The 24,814-nt window shown below is 68.9% G+C and carries 26 protein-coding genes and 1 other RNA gene; 11 read left to right on the top strand and 16 right to left on the bottom strand.

The genetic code is table 11. From position 1 onward, the window contains the following. Positions 1–445: 445 nt before the first annotated feature. From rnpB to ACLARN_RS37065, 5 genes are all read right to left on the bottom strand, one after another. Positions 446–844, bottom strand: an RNA gene (gene rnpB, locus ACLARN_RS37085) — RNase P RNA component class A. A gap of 14 nt (positions 845–858) precedes the next feature. Then, positions 859–1,425: a hypothetical protein gene (locus ACLARN_RS37080; RefSeq protein ID WP_409496154.1), complete on the bottom strand. Its 567-nt coding sequence runs from the start codon at positions 1,423–1,425 to the stop codon at positions 859–861. Further along, positions 1,346–2,629, bottom strand: a complete 1,284-nt coding sequence (locus tag ACLARN_RS37075) for an NAD(P)/FAD-dependent oxidoreductase (RefSeq protein ID WP_409496153.1) — start codon at positions 2,627–2,629, stop codon at positions 1,346–1,348. The genes ACLARN_RS37080 and ACLARN_RS37075 overlap by 80 nt, the downstream gene beginning before the upstream one ends. Beyond that, a complete protein-coding gene (locus tag ACLARN_RS37070) occupies positions 2,626–3,435 on the bottom strand; it encodes a ferredoxin (protein ID WP_409496152.1) in 810 nt (269 codons plus the stop codon). Before ACLARN_RS37070 ends, ACLARN_RS37075 begins: the two co-directional genes overlap by 4 nt. After that, a complete protein-coding gene (locus ACLARN_RS37065; RefSeq protein WP_409496151.1) occupies positions 3,432–4,082 on the bottom strand; it encodes a DUF4142 domain-containing protein in 651 nt (216 codons plus the stop codon). Before ACLARN_RS37065 ends, ACLARN_RS37070 begins: the two co-directional genes overlap by 4 nt. A 247-nt stretch (positions 4,083–4,329) precedes the next feature. Here ACLARN_RS37065 and ACLARN_RS37060 point away from each other — a divergent pair, with 247 nt between their 5' ends. Genes ACLARN_RS37060 through ACLARN_RS37050 form a run of 3 tightly spaced genes read left to right on the top strand, consistent with a single transcriptional unit; the run spans position 4,330 to position 8,116 of the window. After that, positions 4,330–4,896: a sigma-70 family RNA polymerase sigma factor gene (locus tag ACLARN_RS37060; protein WP_409496150.1), complete on the top strand. Its 567-nt coding sequence runs from the start codon at positions 4,330–4,332 to the stop codon at positions 4,894–4,896. Then, the gene (locus tag ACLARN_RS37055; RefSeq protein WP_409496149.1) at positions 4,893–5,249 is read left to right on the top strand and encodes a zf-HC2 domain-containing protein; all 357 of its coding nucleotides are present in this window, start codon (positions 4,893–4,895) and stop codon (positions 5,247–5,249) included. Before ACLARN_RS37060 ends, ACLARN_RS37055 begins: the two co-directional genes overlap by 4 nt. Further along, positions 5,234–8,116, top strand: coding sequence for an AAA family ATPase (locus ACLARN_RS37050; protein ID WP_409496148.1), 2,883 nt, complete (start codon positions 5,234–5,236; stop codon positions 8,114–8,116). The genes ACLARN_RS37055 and ACLARN_RS37050 overlap by 16 nt, the downstream gene beginning before the upstream one ends. Here the strand turns inward: ACLARN_RS37050 and ACLARN_RS37045 are convergent. From ACLARN_RS37045 to ACLARN_RS37030, 4 genes are all read right to left on the bottom strand, one after another. Further along, a complete protein-coding gene (locus ACLARN_RS37045) occupies positions 8,104–9,840 on the bottom strand; it encodes a hypothetical protein (protein WP_409496147.1) in 1,737 nt (578 codons plus the stop codon). The two genes, ACLARN_RS37050 and ACLARN_RS37045, sit on opposite strands and share 13 nt — an antisense overlap. Before the next feature lie 113 nt (positions 9,841–9,953). Beyond that, entirely contained in the window at positions 9,954–11,066 is a 1,113-nt protein-coding gene (locus ACLARN_RS37040; protein ID WP_409496146.1) for a bifunctional RNase H/acid phosphatase, read from the bottom strand. After that, positions 11,063–11,800, bottom strand: a complete 738-nt coding sequence (locus tag ACLARN_RS37035) for a zinc ribbon domain-containing protein (RefSeq protein ID WP_409496145.1) — start codon at positions 11,798–11,800, stop codon at positions 11,063–11,065. The genes ACLARN_RS37040 and ACLARN_RS37035 overlap by 4 nt, the downstream gene beginning before the upstream one ends. A gap of 17 nt (positions 11,801–11,817) precedes the next feature. Then, on the bottom strand, positions 11,818–12,639 hold the full coding sequence (locus ACLARN_RS37030) for a Nif3-like dinuclear metal center hexameric protein (RefSeq protein WP_409496144.1): 822 nt from the start codon (positions 12,637–12,639) through the stop codon (positions 11,818–11,820). Between the two features lie 31 nt (positions 12,640–12,670). On the opposite strand from ACLARN_RS37030, the gene ACLARN_RS37025 reads away from it, so the two are divergent. Beyond that, a complete protein-coding gene (locus ACLARN_RS37025) occupies positions 12,671–13,228 on the top strand; it encodes a chorismate mutase (protein WP_409496143.1) in 558 nt (185 codons plus the stop codon). Positions 13,229–13,450: 222 nt separating this feature from the next. Here the strand turns inward: ACLARN_RS37025 and ACLARN_RS37020 are convergent, their stop codons facing one another. Further along, positions 13,451–13,771: a hypothetical protein gene (locus ACLARN_RS37020; RefSeq protein ID WP_409496142.1), complete on the bottom strand. Its 321-nt coding sequence runs from the start codon at positions 13,769–13,771 to the stop codon at positions 13,451–13,453. A gap of 130 nt (positions 13,772–13,901) precedes the next feature. Between ACLARN_RS37020 and ACLARN_RS37015 the strand changes: the two genes are divergently transcribed. The 3 genes from ACLARN_RS37015 to ACLARN_RS37005 are packed head-to-tail and all read left to right on the top strand — an operon-like array spanning position 13,902 to position 15,882. Then, positions 13,902–14,363 (top strand): low molecular weight protein-tyrosine-phosphatase, encoded by a 462-nt coding sequence (locus ACLARN_RS37015; RefSeq protein ID WP_409496141.1) that lies wholly within the window; start codon positions 13,902–13,904, stop codon positions 14,361–14,363. Positions 14,364–14,386: 23 nt separating this feature from the next. Then, entirely contained in the window at positions 14,387–15,208 is an 822-nt protein-coding gene (locus tag ACLARN_RS37010; RefSeq protein ID WP_409496140.1) for an SURF1 family protein, read from the top strand. A gap of 53 nt (positions 15,209–15,261) precedes the next feature. Continuing rightward, positions 15,262–15,882 (top strand): FMN-binding negative transcriptional regulator, encoded by a 621-nt coding sequence (locus ACLARN_RS37005; protein ID WP_409496139.1) that lies wholly within the window; start codon positions 15,262–15,264, stop codon positions 15,880–15,882. Positions 15,883–16,049: 167 nt separating this feature from the next. Here ACLARN_RS37005 and ACLARN_RS37000 read toward each other — a convergent pair whose 3' ends face one another. Next, positions 16,050–16,988 carry a cobalamin biosynthesis protein gene (locus tag ACLARN_RS37000; protein ID WP_409496138.1) on the bottom strand — a complete coding sequence of 313 codons (939 nt, stop codon included), beginning with the start codon at positions 16,986–16,988 and terminating at the stop codon, positions 16,050–16,052. 42 nt (positions 16,989–17,030) lie between these two features. Beyond that, positions 17,031–17,714, bottom strand: coding sequence for a FadR/GntR family transcriptional regulator (locus ACLARN_RS36995; protein WP_409496185.1), 684 nt, complete (start codon positions 17,712–17,714; stop codon positions 17,031–17,033). Positions 17,715–17,841: 127 nt separating this feature from the next. Between ACLARN_RS36995 and ACLARN_RS36990 the strand changes: the two genes are divergently transcribed. The 4 genes from ACLARN_RS36990 to ACLARN_RS36975 are packed head-to-tail and all read left to right on the top strand — an operon-like array spanning position 17,842 to position 20,597. Beyond that, positions 17,842–18,333 (top strand): gluconokinase, encoded by a 492-nt coding sequence (locus ACLARN_RS36990; protein ID WP_409496137.1) that lies wholly within the window; start codon positions 17,842–17,844, stop codon positions 18,331–18,333. Next, positions 18,333–19,700, top strand: coding sequence for a gluconate:H+ symporter (locus ACLARN_RS36985; protein ID WP_409496136.1), 1,368 nt, complete (start codon positions 18,333–18,335; stop codon positions 19,698–19,700). Before ACLARN_RS36990 ends, ACLARN_RS36985 begins: the two co-directional genes overlap by 1 nt. A 46-nt stretch (positions 19,701–19,746) precedes the next feature. Then, a complete protein-coding gene (locus ACLARN_RS36980; RefSeq protein WP_409496135.1) occupies positions 19,747–20,076 on the top strand; it encodes an ArsR/SmtB family transcription factor in 330 nt (109 codons plus the stop codon). Next, positions 20,073–20,597: an SRPBCC family protein gene (locus tag ACLARN_RS36975; RefSeq protein ID WP_409496134.1), complete on the top strand. Its 525-nt coding sequence runs from the start codon at positions 20,073–20,075 to the stop codon at positions 20,595–20,597. The genes ACLARN_RS36980 and ACLARN_RS36975 overlap by 4 nt, the downstream gene beginning before the upstream one ends. Positions 20,598–20,681: 84 nt before the next feature. Here the strand turns inward: ACLARN_RS36975 and ACLARN_RS36970 are convergent, their stop codons facing one another. Genes ACLARN_RS36970 through ACLARN_RS36955 form a run of 4 tightly spaced genes read right to left on the bottom strand, consistent with a single transcriptional unit; the run spans position 20,682 to position 24,812 of the window. Further along, positions 20,682–21,686 (bottom strand): N-acetylglucosamine kinase, encoded by a 1,005-nt coding sequence (locus tag ACLARN_RS36970; protein ID WP_409496133.1) that lies wholly within the window; start codon positions 21,684–21,686, stop codon positions 20,682–20,684. Beyond that, positions 21,671–22,936 (bottom strand): 6-phospho-beta-glucosidase, encoded by a 1,266-nt coding sequence (locus tag ACLARN_RS36965; RefSeq protein WP_409496132.1) that lies wholly within the window; start codon positions 22,934–22,936, stop codon positions 21,671–21,673. Before ACLARN_RS36965 ends, ACLARN_RS36970 begins: the two co-directional genes overlap by 16 nt. Then, positions 22,933–23,826 carry a carbohydrate ABC transporter permease gene (locus ACLARN_RS36960; protein ID WP_409496131.1) on the bottom strand — a complete coding sequence of 298 codons (894 nt, stop codon included), beginning with the start codon at positions 23,824–23,826 and terminating at the stop codon, positions 22,933–22,935. Before ACLARN_RS36960 ends, ACLARN_RS36965 begins: the two co-directional genes overlap by 4 nt. Continuing rightward, positions 23,823–24,812, bottom strand: a complete 990-nt coding sequence (locus tag ACLARN_RS36955; RefSeq protein ID WP_409496130.1) for a carbohydrate ABC transporter permease — start codon at positions 24,810–24,812, stop codon at positions 23,823–23,825. Before ACLARN_RS36955 ends, ACLARN_RS36960 begins: the two co-directional genes overlap by 4 nt. Positions 24,813–24,814 lie beyond the last annotated feature (2 nt).

Raw genomic sequence — 24,814 nt, 5'->3', positions numbered from 1 at the left:
GTCGCGGCGGGTCGCGGCGGGTCGAGGCGGCGGGCGGCGGGCGGCGGGCGGCGGGCGGCGGGCGGCGGGCGGCGGGCGGCGGGCGTCGAGCGGCGGGCGTCGAGCGGCGGGCGGCGGGCGGCGGGCGGTCCGTGAAGGCCTCCTTCCCTACCCTCAAGGTAGGGAAGGAGGCCTTCACGGACTTGGCGGCGGCGCGGGGAGGCGCGATGGGCGAGTTACCTTCGCTGAGCCGAGGGAAGGGGGCCTTCACGCGCCGTGCTTGTGACCAGTGAGGTCACTGGGGCAGTTGATGTCACTGAGGGTCCGTGAAGGCCACCTTGAGGGACCCAGAGTCCCCCAAGGTGGCCTTCACGGACCGCACACTGACACGCCCCCCGCCCAAGCCTGAAGTACATGAAGGCCCCCTTCCTTGCGCTAGGCGCAAGGAAGGGGGCCTTCATGTACCAGGACGAGCCGGCGTATAAGCCGGATCCTGTCCTCGCCTCGCCTTGCGGCGGAGCGAGTGGCGGCCATCCATCTAGGCCCGCCGTCGCCGGCGGGCTCGAGCGGCCTACCCGCAGACTCGGGCGGGCAGCCCTCGGTCGTCTGCGCAGGAGCCTCGCGGCTCCCTCTTGGCCTTGCTCCGGGTGGGGTTTACCTAGCCGTCCTGGTCACCCAGGACGCTGGTGGTCTCTTACACCACCGTTTCACCCTTACCTCCGCCCGCGAAGCGCGCGGAGGCGGTCTGTTTTCTGTGGCACTGTCCCGCGGGTCGCCCCGGGTTGCCGTTAACAACCACCCTGCCCTGTGGAGTCCGGACTTTCCTCGAACCGGTCTCCCGGCTCGCGGCCGCCCTGCCGACTCGTCCGTCGGCGAATCCTACTGCACGGGCGTGGGCAGGCAGTTCAGGTTGCGCTGCCCGTCGGGTCTGATCACGAACCAGACGTGGTCGGTGCCCTGTCCGGTCCATTCGCCGGGCCGCGCGTTGGCGAACTTGTAGAGCGGCCGGCCTGCCAGCGTCACCTGTTTGGCGCCTTCGGGCCGTTTGACGGTTCCCACGAGCGCGGGATCGATGCCGGTCACCGACGGCGTGCCGGTGGTCGTGATGGGGGTCCACACCGCGGCGCAGTCGCCGAGGCACGCCGAGCGGGCCTTGTGCGGGTTGTCGCGTTCGTAGCGGAAGAGGACGGCGCCCGTCTCATCGAGGATGGCCTGCCCCATTTTCGTCATGTAGACGGCGGTGAGCCGCGTGCCGGGCGGGGAGTCCGCCGGAGTGCTGGGCCGCGAGGTGCTGGACGGCGGGACTCGCGGGCCGGGGAGGGCTTCGGTGACCGGGGCCCCCGCCGTCAGCGCCGCCGGGCCGGGATCAGCCGCCTGCCACCACATCGCGGCGCCCACGACGAGTGCCGCGATGACGACGAGCATGGTCAACCGCGATCGGCGCATCAGGCGTCTCCGTTTCTCCTTGACGGCTGGCGGGGTTCTGCTCCGCGATCTCGTTGGTCCAGTGGAGGACGGCGGACGGGCTGTCGAGGCCGACGACACCGACGAGCCGTCCCTTGCGGACGAAGCCGGTGACGGGTTTCTCGCCGCCGACGGGCGAGGCGAGCGCGACGGTGTCGGTGCCGAGCTTCGGGATGCCGCCCGCCTGGATCCGCACGCCGTGCTGTTCGGACCAGAACCGCGGCACCGGCGCGAACGGCCGCGAAGCCTGCGGCCCGGCCAGGAGGTTCTCCGCGGCGGCCCGGCCCATCTCGACGGCGTTGAGCCAGTGCTCGACCCGCCGTGGCGTCTCGTCGAACCGCAGATTCGGCCATTGCGCGACATCGCCCGCCGCGACGATGTTGCTCGTCCCCAGCACGTGACAGGTCGGCGAACAGACGACGCCGTCGTCGAGCGGCAGCTTGGCACCGCGCAGCCACGAGATCGACGGCACGGTCCCGACGGCCACGATGACGCAGGAGACGTCGAGGATCCAGCCGTCCGAAGAGTGCAGCCGCAGCCCGTTCGCCGTGGTCCGCCAGTCGTCGATCGACGCGCCCAGCGCGAGCCGGACACCCCGCGCCCGGTGCAGCGCCGAGAGTTTCTGCCCGATGTGCTTGCCGACGACCTCGCCGAGCAGGTTCGCGGACCGGCCGATGATCGTGACCTCCCGGCCGACCTCACGCAGGCTCGCGGCGACCTCGCAGCCGATGAACCCGCTGCCCAGCACCGCGACGGGGCCGTGGTCGGCGGCGAGGTTGTCGCGCAGTCGGGCGGCGTCGGCCAGCGTCCGGACGACGACCACGCGCGGATGCCCGTGCGGGACACCGGAAAGCCGCCGCGGTTCGACACCGCTGGCGATGACGAGCCCGTCGTACGGCAGTTCCTCGGCACCGGGCAGATGGACGACCTGGCGGCCCGGTTGCAGGTGCGTGGCCGGGGTGCTGAACCGCCATTCGGCGTCGATCTCGTCGAGCCGGGCGAGCCTCATCTCCGCCGGATCCGTGGCGCCGGTCAACAACTGTTTGGACAACGCGGGCCGGTGATACGGCAGATCCGGTTCGTTGCCGACGATCACCAGTTCGCCGTCGAACCGCAGTTCCCGCAACCGTTCCGCGCACCGCAGTCCGGCAAGCCCGCCGCCGACCACGACGATCCGTTCGCTCATTGTCGCGCCCCTTGCAGTTGGATGGCTCGCATCGGACAAGCTCTCGCCGCGGCCTGGACCCGCGGCACCTGTTTGGCGCCGGGTTTCCGGAGATAGCGCAGCTGGCCGTCACCCTGTAACTGGAAGACCTGCGGCGCTTCGGCCTGGCAGATGGCGTAGCGGTGGCATTTCTTGTCGTCGACGGAGATCCGGATCGGCGCGGCCCGGCCGGTGTCGCCGTCGAGGAGCCCGAGGCGGACCAGCGCCCGCGGCGGGAGCACCCGGAGCACGGTGAGCGCGACGGCCGGGGTGAGCACGGTGATCCCGCCAAGCCAGACGGCCGCGAGGTGGCCGTTCGCGGCCGCGCCGAGCCAGGAATGGATCGCCAGCAGGCCGACCGAGAAATAGCCTGCCTGATGGAATCGCTGCCAGCCGCGGTCGGCCAGGCCGCGGCGCAACGCGGCGGTGACCGAAACGGCGATGAACAGCTCAAGCCCGACAACGCCCGCCGCATGCCGCGCGAACCCGCCACCGGCGAACGGGATCACCAGCGCGAGCACTCCGAACGAGCCGTCGTCGAGGAAGAGATAGGACAGGCCGTGGACAACGCCGGTGGCGAGGGTGAACGCGGCGAGCACGACGTGCCCGCCGCGCAACGCCTCGTGCCCGGTGACGCGCCGGATCCAGCCGGTGGCGCTCAGCACGCCCCACGCCAGCGTCAGGCACATCGTCACGTAGGCGAACCGGGCCGAAAGCGTGGCGATGTCCCGCACCCCGCTGTCGTGCGGCGACGGGACCGGGATGACCGCGAGCAGCGAGGCCGTCATGCGCGCCTGCCCGGCGAGCCGAGCACCCGCACCAGGCCGAAGGTCGCTCCCCCGGCGAGCCCGGCCATGAGCACGCCGAGCATGAGGTCGCCGCCGTCGAGTTCGTTGCCACCGGCGGAAACGACCATCAGCGAGGTCGTCTCGGCGAGACCGGTGCTTTCGAGCAGGGTCATATGCCGCATGACGGTGTCGACGGCCGTCTGGGCGAAGGAACGCATCGCGTCGTCGCGGGTGGCCGCCCGGACCTGTGAGGCGAGGCCGAAGACGCTCCCGTGCGCGGCGCGGGCGCGGTTGACGTAGACGCGGTCGAAGTCGGCGCCGTCGGCGGCGGTGATCTCGTCGACCCAGGACCGCTGTTCTTCGGTGGGTTCACCGGGAAGTTCGACACGGACCCTCGACGCGAGTTCGCGGACCTTGGCGTCGAGGCGATCGTGATCGTCCGCGAGTTTGCGGCCGACCTCGCGCACCCGTTGCGCGCCTCCGCGCTGTTCCGCCTGACGACTGACCGGGCCTTCCCACAGACCCGCCTGTCGCACGGCGGCGAGCAGTTCCCGATCATGGGCGTCGATTTCCGCGTAGGCATGGGCGGGCATTCCCACCCATATCACCAGGCAGGCGATCACCACTCCGAGCAGTCGATAGATCATTTCACCCGTCCCCGTCCGTAAAGTGCCTCATGGGGAGTACGGCGAAACGGAGCGGCCGGTTCGATCTCTGTCCACTCACTCTAGTGTGACGTGCATCACACGACACATTTAGAACCGTTTCTCTTCGCCATACGTACCGGCCGACTAATGGTAATTGGAGCACTACTGCACATGGCTTACGGCGATAGTCTGCGCTACGGTGTACCGACCTGTGAAATCCTCCACCGCCGGGGAGGTTGCGAACCCTATGGAAGCAGTGGGCAGAGGGTGCCGGTTCGGCCGCGATCGCCAGGTCGCCGCCCTGTCCGCGGATCCGTCCGACGAGCTTATTTCATTGCTGTACAAGGATTTTCGGGAGACTCTGTTCAGTCAGGTCCTGTACCTGACCGGCCATGATCAACAATGGACAGAGGACGTTGTCCAAGAGACGCTGATTCGTGCCTGGCAACATTCCGACACTCTGAACCGCGAGCCGGGAATGCTGCGCGGCTGGCTGCTCACGGTCGCGAAGCGGATCGTCATCGACGGCTGGCGAAACCGGCGGGCCCGACCGCAGGAGGTGGAGCTGGAAAGTTCCGAAAACGCCGAAATAGCGGACCAGACGGATCGGTCGCTGTCCGCGCTCGTCATTTCTGAGGCACTACGATATCTGGACAGCAAATACCAGGCTGTCATCTACGAGACGTATCTGACCGGACATACGGTCCGGGAGGCGGCGGTGATATTGGGAATACCGGAGGGCACGGTCAAATCACGGCTGTACGCGGCTATGAGGACATTGCGACGGTCGTTAGGAGAGCTGGGTTCGCGATGAGGAAGCGAAAGACGAAACACACCGATGTCGCGGCCTATGTGCTCGGCGTACTCGATCGAACCGAGGCATGCGCCTTCGAAGAACATCTGAAAGGCTGCGGGCGCTGTGGCCGCCGGGTCGCCGAATTCGCGCCGGTGGAAGTCGCGCTGGCGAGGGCCGATCCGCGCTACCTGTCCCCCGGCGGCGGCGTCCGGCGCTGCGGGCGGCTGTCGATGATCACGGCCAACCTCGTGGTGATCCTCCTGGCGTGCGTCGTCGCGGCCTTGATGTCGTCACACCGAGCGTCCGGTCGGCGCCTTCGAGTAGTCTGCCGCAAGCCGACACGAAGGTCTCTACGGTGCATACCGAAGTAAATCCCGAGAGTCCCTTCGGAGGGCCTTCGGTACCGAAGCACCACGCCGCCGGGCTGCTGGGTCGCGACAGCGAACTCGACACGATCACCGAGCTGTTCCGGATCGCCCTCGGCGGGCGCGCGACGAGCGCGGTGGTGGTCGGCGAGTTCGGCATGGGCAAGTCTTCGGTGCTCGCCGCGGCGGGCGAACTGGCCGAGGCGGCCGGGTTCACCGTCGCGATCGCCGCCGCGTCCCGGCTGGAAACACATCTGAGCGGTGGTGTCGGCCGTCAGCTGATCGACGGGCTCACCCGCACGCCCGCCGAATCGCTGCCGGACCACCGTCCCCAGACCGAGCACGACCAGACCGAGTCGCTCGACGCCTTCTTCCGCACCGTCCGGCACGCCGCCGAACAGGGGCCGGTCTTCCTCGGCATCGACAACATCCACCTCGCCGACCCGTGGTCGATGCGCTGCCTCGCCTACCTCCGGCACCGCGTGGAGCACCTGCCGGTGCTTGTCGTGCTGACCTCGTTGATCGGGCATCTCCAGGCAGGCGAGGTCGCGTGGGTGGAGATATCCGGATGCACCCCGGCGACGATCCGGCTGCGCGGGCTGGAAACGCGGCACGTCGCCGAATTCCTCCGTATCTCCCCCGGCCGGTTCGCCGAAGAATGCCGCGAGGTGACCGGCGGCAACCCGTATCTCCTCGGGGCGCTGCGGCACCGCATGGTCCCCGGCATGGACACCGGCACCGCGGGGTCGGCGATGATCGGCGAGGTCCTGCGGGTCCGCATGCACGAGTACACCGCCGCGCCGAAGATGCTCGAAGCCGTCGCGATCCTCGGTGAGGACGCGAGTTTCGACCTGCTGGCGCGGCTCGCCGGGGTCGACGAGATCACCGCGCTGGAGGCCATCGACACGATGGTGCGCGTGCATCTGCTGTCCAACAGCCATCTGCCCGCGCTGACCTACCGGTTCGTCCGCAACTCGGTGCTCGCCGACATGCCGCTCACCACCAGGGCGGTCAACCACTCCCGTGCGGCGCTGCTCCTCCATGACTCGGGCGCCCCGCCGGAGCGGGTCGGGGCGCACCTTCTGGAAGCGACCGCGATCAGGATCCCGTGGGCGGTCGACGTCCTGCGGCTGGCCGCCCGGCATTCGGTCATCGACGGCGACCCGGGACTCGCGGCCCGATTCCTGGTGCGGGCGCTGGAAGAACGGCTCAGCGAACGCAAGCGGATGGCGATCCTGCTCCAGCTCGCGCACGCGGAGTTCCGCTGCGACCCGGAGCTGGCGCCCGCCCGCGTGCGTGAGGCCGTCGACCACATCGACGACCGCGAAACCGCGGCCTTCGTCGCGACGGCCATGATCCTTTCGCTGTGCCGAGGCCCGGACGCGCGGCTGGCGATCAACTCCGCCGGCCAGTTCGCCGCGCGGCTCGACGCCGGCGGTCCCGACGCAGTCTGGCCGCTGCTTTGCATGACGTATCTCGCCGAAGCGGGCAGCAGGCTCGGCCCGCCGCCGGACTTCCGCGACTTCGAGCAGCAGTGGGCGCCGCTGAACGACCCGGCCGCGCAGCAGAGCCGATCGGGTCTGCTCGCGTTCGACACGGTGCGGAGCGGGAAGTCTTCGGCGAACGCGGTCCGCCATTTCGGGGAGGCGTTGTCGGCCGAGCAGCCGGAACTGTTCGAGCAGCCCTATTTCTTCACGCTCGCGACGGCCGTGCTCGCCGACGAAGCCGCCCTCACCGACCGGCTCTGCCAAGTGCTCGACACCAAACGCCTGCCGTGGGACTTCCACGTGCCGAAGGGCGCCCTCGCCACGCTCGCCCGCGGGATCGCCCTGCAAGCGGGTGGCGACCTGGTGCGGGCGAGTGTCCACTACGAATCGCTGGTGCGGCAGTTCGACGAGCGCGACGCCACCAGCCTGTGCCCGGTGGCCGTGCTGTGCGCGGCCAGGCTGATCGAGACCTCGGTCGACCTCGGCCGGTTCGACGTCGCGAACGCCCTGCTGGACAAGATCGATTTCGGGGCCACACAAGCACTTTTCACGCACAACTATCTGCTCTACGCCCGCGGCAGGCTCCGGGCGGTCACCGGTGAGCCCGAACTCGGCTACGAAGACCTGCGCGGCTGCGGCCGCCGTCTCGAACACCACGGCATGCGCTTCCCCGGGTTCGCGCCCTGGCGAGCACACGCCGCCCGCACCGCGCTGGCGCTCGGGCGCACCGACGCGGCGGCCCGGCTCGCCGAGGAGGATCTCGAAGCCGCGGCACGCTGGGGAGCGCCGCGGATCCTCGGCGTCGCGCTGACCACGGCGGGGCTCGTCCGCGACGATGCCCTTGGTGAGGAAACCGAACGCCTGCTCACCAAGGCCGTCGACGTCCTCGGCGGATCGACCGCGAAACTGGCGCTGGCCGAGGCATTGACCGAACTCGGCGCGGCGCAGGCACGGCACGGACAGGACGAGAAGGCGATCGCCACGTTGCGGCAGGCCGCGCAGTCGAGCAAGCACTGCGGGGCGCGGCCGCTCGCGCGGCGGGCCGCCGAGTCGCTGCGGGACGCGCGGGTGAGCCTGGCGACGGCGAAGGACAACGAGCACGGCCTCACCAAACAGGAGTACCGCGTCGCGGTGATGGCGGCACAAGGACTCACCAACCGGGAGATCGCCGAGGCGCTGCACCTGACCCGCCGGACCGTCGAACTGCATTTGTCCGGGGCCTACCGCAAACTGGGGATCACCGGGCGCACCGAACTGAGTTCCGCGCTCGGCCGTTCCCAGCGCGCGGACGTACGGAGCCCACGCAATTCGGCACCTGCTTGCGATGCTTGCGCATGCAAGGATCGCAAGCAGGTGCCGAATTGCGTAGGGGTTTACGGCAGGTAGACGGTCTGGCCAGGGTGCATGGTGGGGCCGCAGTCCTTGAGCGGACCGCCGAAGCGTGCCTTCTCGACGTCCGGCAGGGTCTTCGCGGCGTAGTCCTGGGCCGCCTTCAACTTCTCCGGGCTGGAGACGGCGTCCTTGCGCACGAAGTCCCCGTTACGCGGCCCGCCGCCCGGGTACACGAAGATCGGCTCGTAGTCGCGGTCGATCCGCGGGTCGACGGTGATGCCGTTGCCCGCGGCCCACGGGCCCCACGAGTGGATGAAGGTCGGCTTGACCTTGTCGAACACGTAGTCGCGCAGCCCGGGAAGGTCGCTCTTCTTGAGGAAGTCCGCGACGTCCGCCTCGACCAGCCCGGCCATGTCGACCAGGTGCAGGCGGCTGGTCATCGACGAGCCGCCGAGGTCGGGCAGCAGCAACGACGCCTGCTGCAAACCGAGGATGTCGGCGATGGTGTTGAAACCGCGACCGAAACGGTCGGCGATGAGGCACGCGGGCACCGTCGGGACCTCTTGGAACTTCTCCGACGACGACGCGAAACCCATCCCGGACGGGATCGCGGCCGCGACCAGCACGAGCACCACGACGGTCCGCAGGACCGCGCGCGAACGGCGCAGCAGTTCGCCCGCGGCCAGCGTTCCGGCCAGCGCGGCGAGGATCCAGATCGGGGTGGCGAAGCGGTGCTGGCCCATCCAGTCCGGGACCATCACGCCGTAGGCGATGATCCCCAGCGCCAGCGGCGTGAGCAACGCGACCAGCGCGCGCCGCCATTCCGCGCGGACCAGCGCGTAACCGATGGTCAGCGCCAGCAGGATCGTCCCGGCGACACCGGCGTAGCCGACCAGCTCGAACGGCTGCTTCAGCGCCGAAAGGCCAGGAAGACCCTGCCCCTTCGCGATGGACGGGTTCGCCAGCAGCCTGCCGAACTCCGCGATCCGCCAGGCGAGGTACGCGCCGAACGGGATCGCGAACGCGACCACGGAGACCACGATGAACTTGACGCTCTGCCCCAGCAGCGGCTTCCGCAGCTGGAACAGCACGACGAGCGGGTACGCGCCGCCGTAGATCAGGCCTTCGGGGCGGGTCAGCGCGGCGAACGCGACGAGCACTCCCGACCAGATGGCGACCTTCGCGGTGAGCACGGTGTCCTTGCGCACGGCCACGCACAGCAGCACCGCGAGCCAGGCGACGGCCATCCCGAACAGGGAGTTCTCCAGACCGGAGATGGTCCAGATGACGAACGACGGGATCGCGGCCAGCGTCAGCCCGACGACCAGTGTCGCCAGCCAGGCGAAGCGCTTGAAGATCTGCTTCGCGGCGATGTGGCAGGCGGCCAGCGTCCCGGCGGTGAACAGGAGCCCGAGCAGCTTCGGGAACAGGACGTAGTCGGGGAGGCCGAACAGCATTCCGCTGTCGAAGATCCCGAAGAGCTTGCCGACCGCCAGCAGCACCAGCCAGGTCGAGTTCGACCATCCCTCGACCGACGGCTGTCCCGGTTGCAGCACCGGGCCGAGCCCATCGGCGAAGCTGCGCGCGTAGGAGAAGGTGATGGCCGCGTCGTCGACGATCCAGTGGCCGTAGAGGGTGGCGTGCCAGGCCAGCGCCGCGACACCGGCGAGCACCGCCAGGTACGGCGCGATCCGGGCGGCCGGGCCACGACGGGCCGGCGTCTCCGCCGGGTCGGGCACGCCTTTTTCGGAAGCTTCGCTGAGTGCGCTCGCCGTCATGTCCCCGTCTTTGCCTTTTCGCTCACGTGCCCGTCGCCGAAACTGTAGCCAATACCCCATCGGCCGCCCACGACACGTCATATCCAGGCGTGATCCGCGCCACATTCACCGCGTCAGGACAGATGCGAGATGTCGTTCACCAAGCGGACCGACGCGTTGCCGTCCGGGTAGAACTCGACGATCGACAGCGAGGCCAGGTCAAGGTGCAGGCGGAACAGCAGCGACGGCCCGGCGTCCAGGCCCATCCGCAGCAACGCCTTGATCGGCGTGACATGGCTGACCAGCACGAGTGTCCGCCCGCCGTACTTCGCGATCAGTTCGTCGCGGGCCTTGCGGACCCGGCGGTGGACGCCGTCGAAGCTCTCGCCGCCCGGCGCCGCGATCGAGGTGTCCGAAAGCCAGTCGGTCTGGAATTCGGGGTCGCGGTCCATGGCCTCTTTGAAGGTGAGGCCTTCCCAGTCGCCGAAGTCGGTCTCGATCAGCCCGGGGTGGGTCTCGACGCGGCCGCCGAGCGCGTCCGCGATCGCCTGCGCGGTCTGCTGGGTGCGGATCAGCGGTGAGGCGATGATCGGCGCGGCCTCACCGTCGACGACCAGGCCCTCCATCGAGCCGAGGCGTTTCGCGGCGGCGGCCGCCTGCTGCTTGCCGTGCTCGGTGAGCGGCACGTCGCCGCGGCCGGAGTAGCGCTTCTCGACCGACATCGCCGTTTGGCCGTGCCGCACGAGAAGCAGTTTGGTCGGTGTCCCGGTGGCGCCGGTCCAGCCGACAGGGCTGATCCTGTCCTGCTTCACGGTCTTCGGCGCTTCTGGCTTCTTCTCGGTCCCGGCGTCCATCGCCTCGTTCGCGAGCCCGTCCGCGTGGGAGTTCTCCGCGCGCGGGATCCACTCGTAGCGCACGCGGGAAAAGCGCGCCGCGAGTTCCTTGGCTTCGGCGTTCAGCGGCTGCATCGACGGATGCTTGACCTTCCAGCGCCCGGACATCTGCTCCACCACGAGCTTCGAGTCCATTCGGACGTCCACTGTGGACGCTCCGAGGTCGGCGGCCGCGGCGAGCCCGGCGATCAGGCCGGAGTACTCGGCGACGTTGTTGGTCGCGATGCCCACGTAGGCCTTGCGCTCGGCGAGCACCTCACCGGTGTTCGCGTCCTTGACGACCGCGCCGTAGCCGGCGGGCCCGGGGTTGCCCCGCGAACCACCGTCGGCCTCGATGAGCACGTGGTCGGTCACAGGCCGGACTCCAGGGTGCGCACCAGGATGGCGCCGCAGTTCTCGCACTGGATGACGTTGTCCTCGGGCGCGGCCTTGATCTCGGCGATCTCGCGGCGGTCGATGTCGAGCTGACAGGCGCCGCAGCGGCGGGCCCGCAGCAGCGCCGCGCCGATGCCCTTCTGCGCCCGGACGCGCTCGTAGAGCTTGATCAGATCTTCCGGGAACCGCGGCAGGAGCTTGGCGCGGTCCTCGTCGCGGCGCGCCTGCGTGGTGTCGAAGTCGGTGAAGTTCTCGTCGCGGCGACCGACGGCCTCGGCGACCTCGTTCTCGGCCTTCGCGACCTCGGCGCTGGTGCGCTGGGCGTCGAGCTCGAGCGCCTCGCGGCGTTCCATCAATTCGAGCAAGTCGTCCTCGAGCGCGGACTGACGGCGGGTGAGGCTGGTGATTTCGTGCTCGATGTCGGCCATCTGCTTCGCCGCGACGGAACCGGATTCGAGGAGCTTGCGGTCGCGGTCGCCGCGAGCGCGCACCGACTCGATCTCCTTCTCCTGGCGGGCGATCTCGCGATCGAGGTCGGACGCCGCGGTCTGGACCGACACCAGCGCGTCACGCTTGTCGCGCACCGTCTTCTCGCCCGCGTCGATCTCGGCGATTTCGGGGAGGGTGCGGCGGCGGTGGGCGGTACGCGAAAGTTCGGCGTCCACCTTCGCGAGTTCGAGCAGCTGGCGCTGGACGGCGGGGTCGGCCTTCACGGTGCTCCTTGTAGTTCTTAGTGCTCGGTTCGGGTGGCCCGTAGCGTCCACGGGTCGGTGCACCGCGTGGAGACGTGAACGTCGACGTTACCCGCAAACGCGGCGCGGACGACGGCCGAGGCTTGCTCGCACCACGGCCATTCGCTCGCCCAGTGTGTGACGCCGACCAGTGCGGGGACTTCGGCGATCTCGGCGAGGTGTTCGCCGGCGGGATGATGCCGGAGATCGGCGGTGACGTACGCGTCGACCCCGGCGGCGGTGGCACGCTTGAGATAGCTGTCCCCGGAGCCGCCGGACACCGCGACGCGGCGGATCGGGCGGGCCGGATCGCCCGCGCCGTAGACGCCGGGTTCCGTGCGGGGCAAGGCGTTCGCGACGCGTTCGACGAAGACCGAGAACGGTTCGGGCGCGGGCAGTTCGCCGATGCGGCCGATGCCGGTGACGCCGTCCTCGCGGGGGTCGAGCGGGCCGAGGACGGTCAGGCCGATGGCGTCGGCGAGCGCGTCGGAGACGCCGGGTGACGCGGAATCGGCGTTGGTGTGCGCGCAGTAGAGGGCGACGCCCGCGCGGATCAGGCGGTGCACGAGGCGCCCCTTGGTGCTGTCGGCCGGGACGCCGTGGACGCCGCGCAGCAGCAGCGGGTGGTGCGCGACGATCAGCTGTGCGCCGTCGGCGATCGCCTCGTCGACGGTCTCGTCGACCGGGTCGACGCAGAACAGGACCTTGTCCACGTTCTCGGCCGGGTCGCCGCAGACGAGTCCGACGGCGTCCCACGATTCGGCGAGTTCGGGCGGGTACGCCTGCTCGAGGGCGGCGATGACTTCGGCTAGCGCGGGCACCCGAGGATTTTCGCATGTAGCGTTTCCGGCCATGCGACTTCGGGTGCTCTGTGCGCTGCTCGTGGCTGGACTGCTGGCGGTGCCCGCGCCCGCTTCGGCGTCTCCGGGATTCTGGACGCTGACCGACCTGGCCGCTCAGCGCGTGCAGATCGCCGACAAGGTCGCGGCCGCGAAGTTCGGCACGCCGTCGCCGATCGACGACCCGGTGCGCGAACAGCAGATCCTCGACTCGGTGGCGGCGAAGGCGCCCGGTCTCGGCCTCGACTCCGGCGGCGTGGTGCGGTTCTTCCGCGACCAGATCGAGGCGAACAAGGTCGTGCAGCGCGGCCTGTACGCGCGGTGGACCGCGCATCCCGGCTCGCGGCCGCCCGGACGGCCCGATCTGGCGACCGAGGTCCGGCCGGTGATCGACCGGCTCAACGCGGGCCTGCTCACCGAACTCGCGGCGACGCGGGACGCGCGGACGCGGCCGTCCTGCGACGCGCGGCTCGCGGTCACGGTGCGGCTGGTCGACGCGCGGCGCGACCTGGACCGGTTGCACTCGGTGGCGCTCGGGGAGTCCGTCAGGTCGGCCTGCTCCCACCCCTGACCGCGGGGCGGGAGCAAGGGACCTTTGCTCTCACTCGGGCGCGACTGCCCGCCCCGGCCCGCGCTGCGTGTCGCGAAAGCCACTTTCGGGACGTCAGATGTCCCGAAAGTGGCTTTCGCGACATCCCCGGATCGACCACCCGCGCCGCTGACCTGCGGAAAGAGAGCAAGGGACCTTTGCTATCGCGGGCGGCCGGGGGGGCGGGCCGTCAGAAGTCCCGGCTCACTCCAGCGCCTTCGCGTCCTTGTTGACCGCCCAACGGCCCGCCGCGCGCATGACGCGACCGGTCCAGAGCATGGCCCGATAGGCCTTCGTCGAGTGGTCGGGGACGTCGGAGTAGTCGACCTGATAGGGCGCGACGGACGCGCTCGACCGGAGGTGCAACGGCATCCTGGTCATCGCCTCTTTCGGCGATCTCGCCTGGACGAAGTGGTGCTCCGAAAGGATCCGCCCGACCTCGTAGGGGTGCGGATGCTTGACGGTGATGCGGTACCAGCGGAGCCCGGTTGCCGGGGATTCCACGGTGGGTGTTGGGGCGCTCATACGCGACCTTCCTGCGTGTTTCTCTCCAGGAGGTCTACTCCCGCTTCGCCCCGGCTTTCCAGCTTCGCGCGCCCGGAAGCCGTTCGGAGCCGGTGAGCGGTCGATCTCCCCCTGCCTTCACACTGATCGGGTGCTGCACATCGTCTTCGTCTGTTCCGGCAACATCTGCCGCTCGCCGATGGCCGAACTCGTCTTCCGCGCGAAGGTCGAGGAGGCCGGTCTCGATCACCTCGTGCAGGTGTCCAGCGCGGGCACCGGCGGCTGGCACGTCGGCGAGGCCGCCGACAAGCGGGCCCGCGCGAAGCTGGCCGAACACGGTTATCCGACCGGTCACGTCGCGGCCGAGGTCGATCGTGGGCATCTCGCCGCCGATCTGCTGCTCGCCGCGGACGACAGCCACCTCTCGTTCCTCCGGCGCAAGGTGCCGGACCCGTCGAAGGTCCGCCTGCTGCGTGAGTTCGACCCGTCCGCTCCCGAAGGCGCCGAGGTCCCAGACCCGTACTACGGCGAGGACGACGGTTTCGAGGACGTCCTCGGCATGATCGAGCGGTCCGTTCCCGGCCTGCTCGACTGGGTGCGCGCACACGCCTGAGGCGGACCGCTTACCGTGGTGGGGTGCGGTTGAAGTTCCTGCTGAAGCCCGGTTGGCTGGCGTTGACGTTGGTGGTGTTCACCTTCGCCATCACCTGCTTCACCCTGCTCGCGCCGTGGCAGTTCTCCCGCAACACCGAACGCGAACACCAGAACGCGGCGCTGCGGGAGTCGTTCACCGGGCAGCCGAGGTCGCTCGACCAGCTGCTTCCCGGCGGAGCCGCCCCTGATCAGCGCACCGAATGGCACCTGGTCGCGATGAAGGGGACGTACCTTCCCGAGGGCGAGGTCGTAGCCCGGCTGCGCTCCGTACAGGGCGAAGCGGCCTACGAGGTACTAACGCCGTTCCGGACCGTCGAAGGCACGATCGTGCTGGTGGATCGCGGCTACGTCCGGGTCGACGACAAATCGCGCGCCCTCCCTTTCGCCCCGCCGCCCGCCGGGACCGTCGACATCGTCACGCGGGCCCGTCACGACGAGCGGGACGGCAAGAACCGCGACGCCTTCGCCGACGAGTCGACCGGCGGGAAGCTTCAGAGCTACGTCGTCGATTCCCAGGTCGTCGCGCGGGCAGCGAAGCTCGACATCCGGCCCGGCTACTTCCAGCTCGACGTGGAGCAGCCCGGCGTGCTGGGTGCGCTGCCGCTGCCGCAGACCGACTCGGGACCGTTCTTCTCCTACGCGCTCCAGTGGATCGCGTTCGGGGCCATGGCGCTGATGGGCTGGCTGTACTTCACCGTCCGCGAGCTGAAGCCGGGCGGCGTGCTGACCACGGAACGGCCGCAGCGGCGCAAGAGTGTCGCGGAGATGCTGGCCGAGGACGAACGCTCCGAAGTGGCCACCTGATCCGACTCGAAAATGGACCTTTCATGGTCCATTTCGCGTGTTCATACTCGCTCATGCTGATTCACCCGTGGGATGCCGCCCACGACGACGCCGAGTGGAAAGCCTGGCTGTCCGGACACGACTTCGGGCAGCTGATCGCCGGCGGCGCGGGCCGTGACCTGCCGATCGTCAACCCCGCGCACTTCGTCTACGACGGCGACCGGGCGATCCTGCTGCACCTCGCGCGCCCCAACCCGGTCTGGCCGCTGCTCGAGGAGCACCCGCGCGCGCTCCTCGCGGTGACCGACGACCACACCTACATCCGATCCGGCTGGAACACCCCGGCCGACCCGCCGCACGGCGTCCCGACGTCGTACTACGCGTCCGTCCAGCTCGAATGCGACGTCCGGCTGATCGACGACGCCGAGGAGAAGGCCGCGCTCCTGGACCGGCAGCTGGCGCACTTCGAACCCGGCTCGGGCCGGTTGGCGGTGAGCGCCACCGAGGCGCCGGACAAGCGGCTGCTGCCGGGCATCCGCGGGGTCGAGCTGACCGTGACGGGGGTGCGGGCGAAGTTCAAGTTCGGCGGGAACAAGCAGCCCGGCGACCGGTCACGGATCGACGCCGAGCTGGAGCGGCGCGACGGTCCGATGGACGCTCGGGCTCGGGCGCAGCTGGCGCGGCGGGAACGATAGCAAAGGCCCCTTGCTCTCTTTCCGCAGGTCAGCGGCGCGGGTGGTCGATCCCGGGGACGTCGCGAAAGCCACTTTCGGGACATCTGACGTCCCGAAAGTGGCTTTCGCGACAGGCAGCCCAAGCCGGGACGGGCAGGCGCAGTCCGAGCGACAGCAAAGGTCCCTTGCTATCGCCGTCGCCGAAGCCCCACCAAGACCGCCAGCACCACCGAGCTGATCGCGCCCAGCCACCCGACCACCCGCGAAAGCTCCACGGCCCGCGTCACGTGCCCGGCGTCCGGGTTGCGGCCGATGCCGAGCACCGGCAGTTCCTCGACCCCGTGGGGGTACACCGTCCGCCCGCCGACCCGGATCTCCAGCGCCCCGGCGAACGCGGCTTCGACGCGGCCCGCGTTCGGGCTGGGGTGAGCGGTCGTGTCGCGGCGCCAAGCGCGCCACGCGCCGCCCGCCGAGCCGCCGACGACCGGCGCGGCGAGGACGGTCAGCCCGGCGGCGACCCGGGTGGGTACAAGATGGACGATTTCGTCCAGCCGCGCGACGAACCACCGGTACCGCTCGGGACGTCCCCGGCCGAGACCGCGCAGCAGGCTGATCGCACGCGAGCCGAGCAGGCCGGGCGCACCGGCCAGCGCTCCCCACACCAGCGGCGCGATGACGACGTCCGCGGTGTTCTCGGCGAGCGTCTCCACCGAAGCGCGCGAAAGGCCGATGACGCCGAGGTCGTCGGCGACTCGTGGGTCCAGTGTGGACAGTGTGCCGCGGGCGGTTTCGAGTTCGCCTTCCTCGAGATCGCGCGCGAGCGAGGTGCCGTGCGCGGCGAGGCCGGCGGCGCCGAGGACTGCCCAGGTGGTCACCGCGGTCGTGGTCGCCTGCAAGACGGGGCTGCGCCGCCCGGCGCGTTCGACGAGTACGCCCGCCAGCACGGCGGAGCCCGCGAGGCCGCCGGTCCACAGCAGACCGGCCGCCGGATGTTTCGACCGGACCTTCGCGTCCATCGCCGAGGCCGCCCTGGCGAACGCCGTCACCGGACGGCGTGACCGGGGATCCCCGATCGCCCCGTCCGCGGCCACCCCCAACACCAAGCCGATCGCGCGTGCCGCGCTCACCGTCGCCCCCTGCATGCAGTTCACTCGAAAGACCTGCAGAGATTACTCGAAGATCATCCGTTCAACGCCGAGGGCCATCTCGTCCCTCGCCTGGATGACGATGTCCCGCATCGCGCGTTCGGCCCGGTCAGGGGCGCCGGCGTCGATGGCGGCCGCGACTTCGACGTGCAGCGCGACGGCTTCGGGCTGCGGTTCCTCCGGCATCAGGCCATGCTCGGTCCGCCCGGCGAGCACTTCGGCCACGACCGCCGAAAGCTGCGCGAACATCGGATTCCGCGACGCGGTCAGGAGCAGCTCATGGAAAGCGACGTCGTGACCGAGGAACGTCACGAGATCCCGGCGGTGCGCCGTCTCCTCCAGCCGCTTCGCCAAAGCCCGGAGACGGCCGCCTTCTTCCGGCGTCGCCCGCAGCGCGGCGAACCGGGCCGCGCACGGTTCGACGCCGGAACGCAGCTCGGTCAGCGTGCGCAGCGCGGTCTTCCGCTCGGAGCCGTCGAGCTGCCAGCGGAGCAGCCTCGGGTCGTAATGGTTCCACTCACGGGGCTCGCGCACGATCATCCCGACCCGGCGTTTGCTGCTGGTCAGGCACATCGTCTCCAGTACGCGCACGACCTCGCGTGCCACCGTGCGGGACGCGCCGAACCGTTCCTGGATTTCGTCGGAGCGCAGCACCGAACCCGGCGGGATCTCCCCGTTCGCGATCGCGGAACCGAGCGCGTCGAGCATTTCGGCATGCCTGTCGTTGCCCACCAGGCGACCTTAACGTTCTGACTCGATTAAGTAGTACTTGATGTTGCTTAAGTAGTACTTTTGAGCTGTACTCGTCCCGGCTACAACGACGTGGGAGGTACGGATGACCGTCATCGTGGTGATGGGTGTTTCCGGCTCGGGCAAAACGACCGTCGGCACGGAACTGGCCGAACGCCTCGGCGTCGACTACGCCGAAGCGGACACGTTCCATCCGCGGACGAACATCGACAAGATGAGCTCCGGCCACCCGCTGAACGACGAAGACCGGCAGCCGTGGCTCGAAGCCATCGCCGGCTGGATCCGGGACCATCAGGACTCGGGCGGCGTCGTCACGTCGTCGGCCCTCAAGTACCGGTACCGCGACGTCCTGCGCGGCGGCGGCGACGTCTGGTTCCTGCACCTGCACGGCGACCGCGCCCTGCTCGCGGACCGGATGAAGACGCGTTCCGGCCACTTCATGCCGGTGTCCCTTTTGGACTCCCAGCTCGCGGACCTCGAACCGTTGCAGCCGGACGAGTTCGGCTATGTCGCCGACATAGCGAAGTCACCGGAACAGATCGTCGAAACCACCCTTTCCGCCTTCAAGGACCGCTGATGACCACCACCCTCGCCGCCTCCTGGACCGGGCACGACACTCGCCTCATCGGCGCGACAGTGCTCGCCATCGCCGTGATCGTCGTGCTGATCACCAAGGCGAAACTGCATCCGTTCCTGGCCCTCATCCTCGGCTCCGGCGTACTCGGGCTCGTCGGAGGCATGCCGGTGGACAAGCTGATCAAGAGCTTCAGTTCCGGCGTCGGCTCCACGGTCGCCTCGGTCGGCGTGCTGATCGCGCTCGGTGCGATGCTCGGCAAACTGCTCGCCGACTCCGGCGGTGCGGACCAGATCGTCGACACGATCCTGCGCAGGGCGAGCGACCGGACGCTGCCGTGGGCGATGGCGCTGGTCGCCGTCCTCATCGGACTGCCGATGTTCTTCGAGATCGGCCTGGTCATGCTGATCCCGGTGATCCTGCTGGTCGCCAAGCGCACCGGGAAACCGTTGCTGCTGCTGGGCATTCCGGCGCTCGCCGGGCTTTCGGTGCTGCACGGTCTCGTCCCGCCGCACCCCGGCCCGCTCGCCGCCGCCGGCGCGCTGAACGCGAACGTCGGCCTCACCCTCGCCTTCGGCCTGCTCGTCGCGATCCCGACGGTGATCATCGCCGGACCGCTGTTCGGCAGGCTCGCCGCCAAGATGGTCCCGGACGCCGTCGCGCCGGAACGGCTCGTGCCGGAATCGTCCTCGGGAGACGGACGGCGCCCCGGCTTCCTCGCCACGCTATCGACAGTATTGCTGCCCGTCGTGCTGATGATGGGCAAGGCGCTCGCGGACATCCTGCTGGAGAAGGAAAACCACCTCCGCCGCGTACTCGACTTCATCGGCGACCCGCTGGTCGCCCTGCTCGCCGCCGTCCTGCTCGGCATGATCACGCTGGGCAAGGCCGCGGGCTTCACCCGCGACAAGATGTCGTCCACCATCGGCGATTCGCTCCCGCCGATCGCCGGCATCCTGCTCATCGTCGGCGCGGGTGGCGGGTTCAAGCAGACCCTCGTCGACGGTGGGGTCGGCAACGTCATCACCAACCTGGCGACCGGAGCGAACCTGTCGCCGCTGCTGCTGGGCTGGCTGGTCGCGGTCGCGATCCGCCTCGCCACCGGTTCCGCGACGGTCGCGACCGTATCCGCGGCCGGCATCGTGGCACCGCTCGCCGCGACCATGGACCCGTCGCACAGCGCACTGCTGGTGCTGGCGATCGGCGCCGGTTCGCTGTTCTTCTCGCACGTCAACGACGCCGGGTTCTGGCTGGTCAAGGAGTACTTCGGACTTTCGGTCGGGCAGACGCTGAAGAGCTGGTCGATCATGGAGACGGTCATCTCCGTGGTCGCGATCGCCCTGATCCTCCCCCTCGGCGCACTCCTTTAGCGACCACCGGTTGACACGTGACCTTTTGGTCACCTATTCTTCTGACGTGCCCGACGACGACCTGGTTTTCAAGGCCCTGGCGGATCCGACTCGCCGGTTCCTGCTCGACCAGCTGTTCGCGCGTGACGGCCGCACGCTGACCGAGCTCGAGTCCGAAGTGGACATGAGCCGGTTCGGCGTGATGAAGCACTTGAAACTGCTGGAAGAAGCCGGACTTGTCGTCACGCGCAAGGAGGGCCGGGAGAAGCGGCATTTCCTCAACCCGGTTCCGATCCGGCAGATCCACGACCGGTGGATCGACAAGTTCACGGAACGCAACGTGACCGCGTTGCTCGACCTCAAAGCCGAACTCGAAACCGAGGAGCCACCGCCATGACCGCCACCACCGTCGCCACGACCCAGGTCTACCGCGTCTACATCAAGGCCACCCCGGAGAAGATCTGGGACGCCATCACGAAGCCCGAGTGGTCGCAGAAGTACGGCTACACCGGCCTCGTCGACTACGACCTGCGGGTGGGAGGCAAGCACTCCACCCACCCAACGAAGGGCTTCATCGACGCCGGCTACACGAACGACCTGGTCGACGGCGAGGTGCTCGAAGTCGACCCGCCGCGCAAGCTGGTCATCACCTGGAAGCTGCTGATGGACCCGTCCTTCGAAAAGGAGCCGTACACCAAGCTCACCTACGAGATCGAAGCGACGCAGACCGCCGGCACCCGGCTGACCGTCACCCACGACGTCACCGACGCGCCCTCGACCGCCGCATTGGTCAACGGCTCGCAGGAGGACGTCAACGCCGGACCGGGCGAGAACGCCGGTGGCGGCTGGGCGTGGATCCTGTCGGATCTCAAGTCGCTGCTGGAGACCGAGGAGCCGCTGGTCCCGGCCGCTTCCTGAGCCGAAGGGGACTTTCCCCGCGTCTCACGCGACGAAGGGGCCCTTCACCGCATCGCATGCGGCGAAGGGCCCCTTCAGCCCTCTCTAGACCCGCTTGGTGGCCGCCTTCAGCGCGACTTTGGCGGTATCGGGCGCACCGACGGTGTCCAGGGCGAACAGTGCCGCGCCGACCACGGGGGCGACGTCCACGACCTGGATCGCGGCGCGCGGCGCCACCTTCAGGCATCGCCGCTCGATCTCCGCGATCACCTGCGCGCCGACCCCGGTCAGCACTCCCCCGCCGAGGATGACTTCGGGTGCTTCCTCGGTCAGTTCGAGCCGCCGCAGGATGACCGTGACCAGCACGGCGACCTCGTCGACGAATCGGTCGACCACGTCCTGCGCCACCTCGTCGCCGTCCGCCGCGACGGCGAACAACAGCGGGCACAGGCCGTGGATCGAATCGGTGTGCAGCTCCTCGAAGTGCAGGCGCCGCACCACTTCCAGCACCGACGACGCCTGGAAGTGCGCGGTGACAGCAGCCTGCAAGGCCGTGCTCGGGCCCCGGCCGTCTTCAGCGCGGACGGCCCACCACAGCGCTTCCTCACCGAGCCGGTAGCCGCCGCCCCAGTCGCCGGAAATCTTGCCCAGCGCCGGAAAACGGTGCTCGCGACCGTCGGCGCTGATGCCGGCGCCGTTGATCCCGGCACCGCACACCACCGCCACGCCCGCCCCGTCGGAACTGCCCGCGCGCAGCAGCGCGAGCGTGTCGTTGCCGACGATCAGCGTGTCGCTCCATCCGCGTGCGGCCAGCGCCGCGTGCAGGATCGCTTCCTCCTCGGGGAAATCCAGCCCCGCGAGGTACGCCGACGTGTGTGTCGCGAAAGGACGTTCGTCGGGAATTCCCGCCCCGCGAAGGGCCTCCAGGACCAGCTCCTCCAGCGCGCGGACGCTGGCGTCGACCCCGATGTTCTGCGGGGACGCGCCCGGCCCTCGCGACTGCCCGAGCACCCGTCCGTCCCGGGAGACGATCAGGACGTCGGTCTTGCTGTTGCCACCGTCGATCGCGACGACGACGTCCCGTGAGCCCGCCGTCATGCCCCGGCCCACGGCAGGAACTGGCGATTGATCTGCACCAGCGTGTCCGCGAGCTGGTCGGCCTTGGTGTACTGGCCGACGAGCGGATGTGCGAGCAGCGCGTCGGCCACCCGGTCCCGGCCGCCCTTGATCGCCGCCTCCAGCGCGAGGTGCTCGTACGCGGTCACGCCGGCGATGAGCCCGGCGAACCGCTGTTCCACCGGCGCCTGCGGGATCGGGCGAGGACCTTTACCGTCCACAAGGGACGGAACCTCGATGACGGCGTCGTCCGGCAGGAAGTCGAAAGTCCCTTCGTTGCGGACGTTGACGACGTGTTCCTCCGCGGGCCCACCCGAGGTGAGCGCGTGCACGAGCTGCACCGCGGCCTCGGAATAGTAGGCACCGCCCCGCTTTTCCAGCTGCTCCGGTTTGGTCACCACCTCCGGATCGAGGTACACCTTGAGCAGTTCCTCCTCGACGTCACTGACGACGTCCGCGCGCGGCCGCTCGGTGCGCTGCTTCATGACCTGCTCGTCGTGCCCGTAGTAGTACTTCAGGTAGTACGACGGCACGACGTTCATCCGCCGCATCCACTCGACCGGCGCGGTGACGTGCTCGCCGAGGAATTCCGCGTGCTCGGCGAGGAGTTCCGGCAACCGGTCCTCGCCGTTGACGAGCACCTTCCGTTCCCAGCTCAGGTGATTGAGTCCGGTGTGGACGAGCTTGACGTCGTCGACTCCGGCGCCGAGCAGGTGCGCGAACGTGCGCTGGAGGTGGATCGCGACGTTGCACAGCCCGACGGCGCGGTGCCCCTCGTTCAGCAGCGCGCGGGTGACGATGCCGACGGGGTTGGTGAAGTTGACGATCCAGGTGTCGTCTCCGGCGATTTTCCGGACCCTGTCGGCGATGTCGAGCACCACCGGCACGGTGCGGAGCGCCTTCGCGAGGCCGCCCGCGCCCGTGGTCTCCTGCCCAACGCAACCGCAGGCGTGCGGGAACGTCTCGTCCCCGCGCCGCGCGCGCTGGCCGCCGACCCGCAACTGGATCAGCACCGCCGACGCGCCCTCGACACCTTCTTCGAGATTGGCGGTGGTCCGTACCCGCGCCGGATGCCCGGCGTGGCTCAGCAACCGGTTGCTGAAGTCCCCGACCGCCTCCACCCGGTAGGCGTCCGGATCGATCAGCACGATCTCGTCGACGTCCAAAGTGGACCGTCGCCCGGCGATCCCGTCGATCAGCTCGGGTGTGTAAGTGGATCCACCACCGACGACTGCCAGTTTCATCCCTTGACCCCTGTGAATGTGACGCCCTTGACGAAGGACTTCTGCGCGAATACGAACAGCACGATCACCGGCAGCATGATCAGCGCGGTGGCCGCCATGGTGAGGTTCCATTCCACGTGGTGCATCCCGCGGAACGACGCGATCGCCAGCGAAAGCGGCCAGCTGTCGCGGGTCTCACCGGTGTAGAGCAGCGGACCGAAGTAGTCGTTCCAGGTGAACAGGAAGCAGAACATCGCGGTGGCCGCGATCCCCGGCTTCGCCATCGGGATCAGTACCTTGATCATCGCCTGGAACTCGTTGCAGCCGTCGATCTTCGCCGCTTCCAGGTAGTCCTTCGGAATGGTGAGGAAGAACTGCCGCAGCAGGAAGATCGAGAACGCGTCGAAGAAGAAGTACGGCACGATCAACGGAAGCAGCGTCCCGGTGAACCCGAGCCGCACCCACAGGTCGTACAGCGGCACGACGGTGACCTGCGGGGGCAGCATCATCGCGGCCACGGTGAGCATGAAGAACAGGTTCTGCCCGCGGAACTTCAACTTCGAAAGCGCGTACGCCGCCGGGATCGCCGAAACGAGTGCCCCGAAGGTGGCCAGCGTCGAATAGAGCATGCTGTTGCCGAAGTACTGCAACAGCGGCGCCTTTTCGAACACCTCGATGAAGTTCTCGAAATGCCATTCCTTCGGCCAGAAGTTCGACGAAAGCGCCTGCTCACTGGACATCACCGCGGTGAGGAACACGAACAGGATGGGCAGCATGAAGATCACGCCCATCGCGATCCCCAGGCTGTGCGTCGCGATCCAGTACAGCTTCTTGTCCCATTGCCGCCGCATCCGCACCTTCGGCGGTTCGGACGCCGGGGCGGTGTGCCGGGGTTCGGCCAGTGTGGTCATCCGCCCTCCTCCTGGTGCTGGGACTTACGGAGCTGCCGCACGAGAATCCAGGTGAACCCGGCCGAGACGATGAACAGCAGGACCGCCATCGCCGCCGCGTAACCCATGTTGAAGTACCGGAATCCCTGGACGTACAGCCAGACCGGGTAGGTCAGCGTCGAGTTCTGTGGTGCGCCGATGAATCTCGTGTTGCCCGCGACGTCCGCCGCGCCCGCGGCCGCCGAACCCGCGACGATCGCCTGCGTGAAGAACTGAAGCGCGAAGATCATCGAGTTGACGACTCCGAACAGCAGCACCGGCGAGATCGACGGGAGCGTGACGTGCCAGAACCGGCGGACCGGACCGGCGCCGTCGAGCTGGGCGGCTTCGTACTGTTCCTGCGGCACGTCGAGCAACGCCGCCAGGATGATGATCATCAGCTCGCCCGAACCCCACATCACCAGCAGGGTCAGCGCGGGCTTCGACATCGCCGGGTCGTTGAACCACAGGCCGCCGTCGATGCCGACCGCTCCCAGGAACGCGTTGACCGGGCCGTATTCCGGGTTGAACAGGAACACGAACGCCAGGGTCGCCGCGGCAGGCGGGGCCAGCGAAGGCAGGTAGCAGAGCGTCCGCACCAGGCCGACACCCGACTTGAGCCGGGAGATGATCGACGCCGTGCCGAGGGCGAACACCACCCGGCAGAACGTCAGGACGATCACCAGCCACAGCGTGTTGTACGCGGCGGTGCCGACCAGTGGCTCGCTGGTGAACATCCGGATGTAGTTGTCGAAGCCGACGAATTCCGGCGCGTTGATCAGGTCGTAACGGGTGAACGAGTAGTACACCGTGGCGATCAGCGGGTAGCCGAAGAAGATCAGGAACCCGAGCATCGCCGGTGCGATGAAATAGAAGACTGTGCGACGGCGGCGCGCTGCGTTCCCCTTCCGCGTCCGGGTGGACGCGGAAGGGGAACCGACCGCCCTGGAGTCCAGGGTCGAGGTCATGC

It is taken from the genome of Amycolatopsis sp. cmx-11-12, assembly GCF_046269425.1.
Classification (GTDB): Bacteria; Actinomycetota; Actinomycetes; order Mycobacteriales; family Pseudonocardiaceae; genus Amycolatopsis.
Note: the sequence above shows the minus strand (reverse complement) of the source record. Positions and strands in the feature narration are given on the sequence as shown.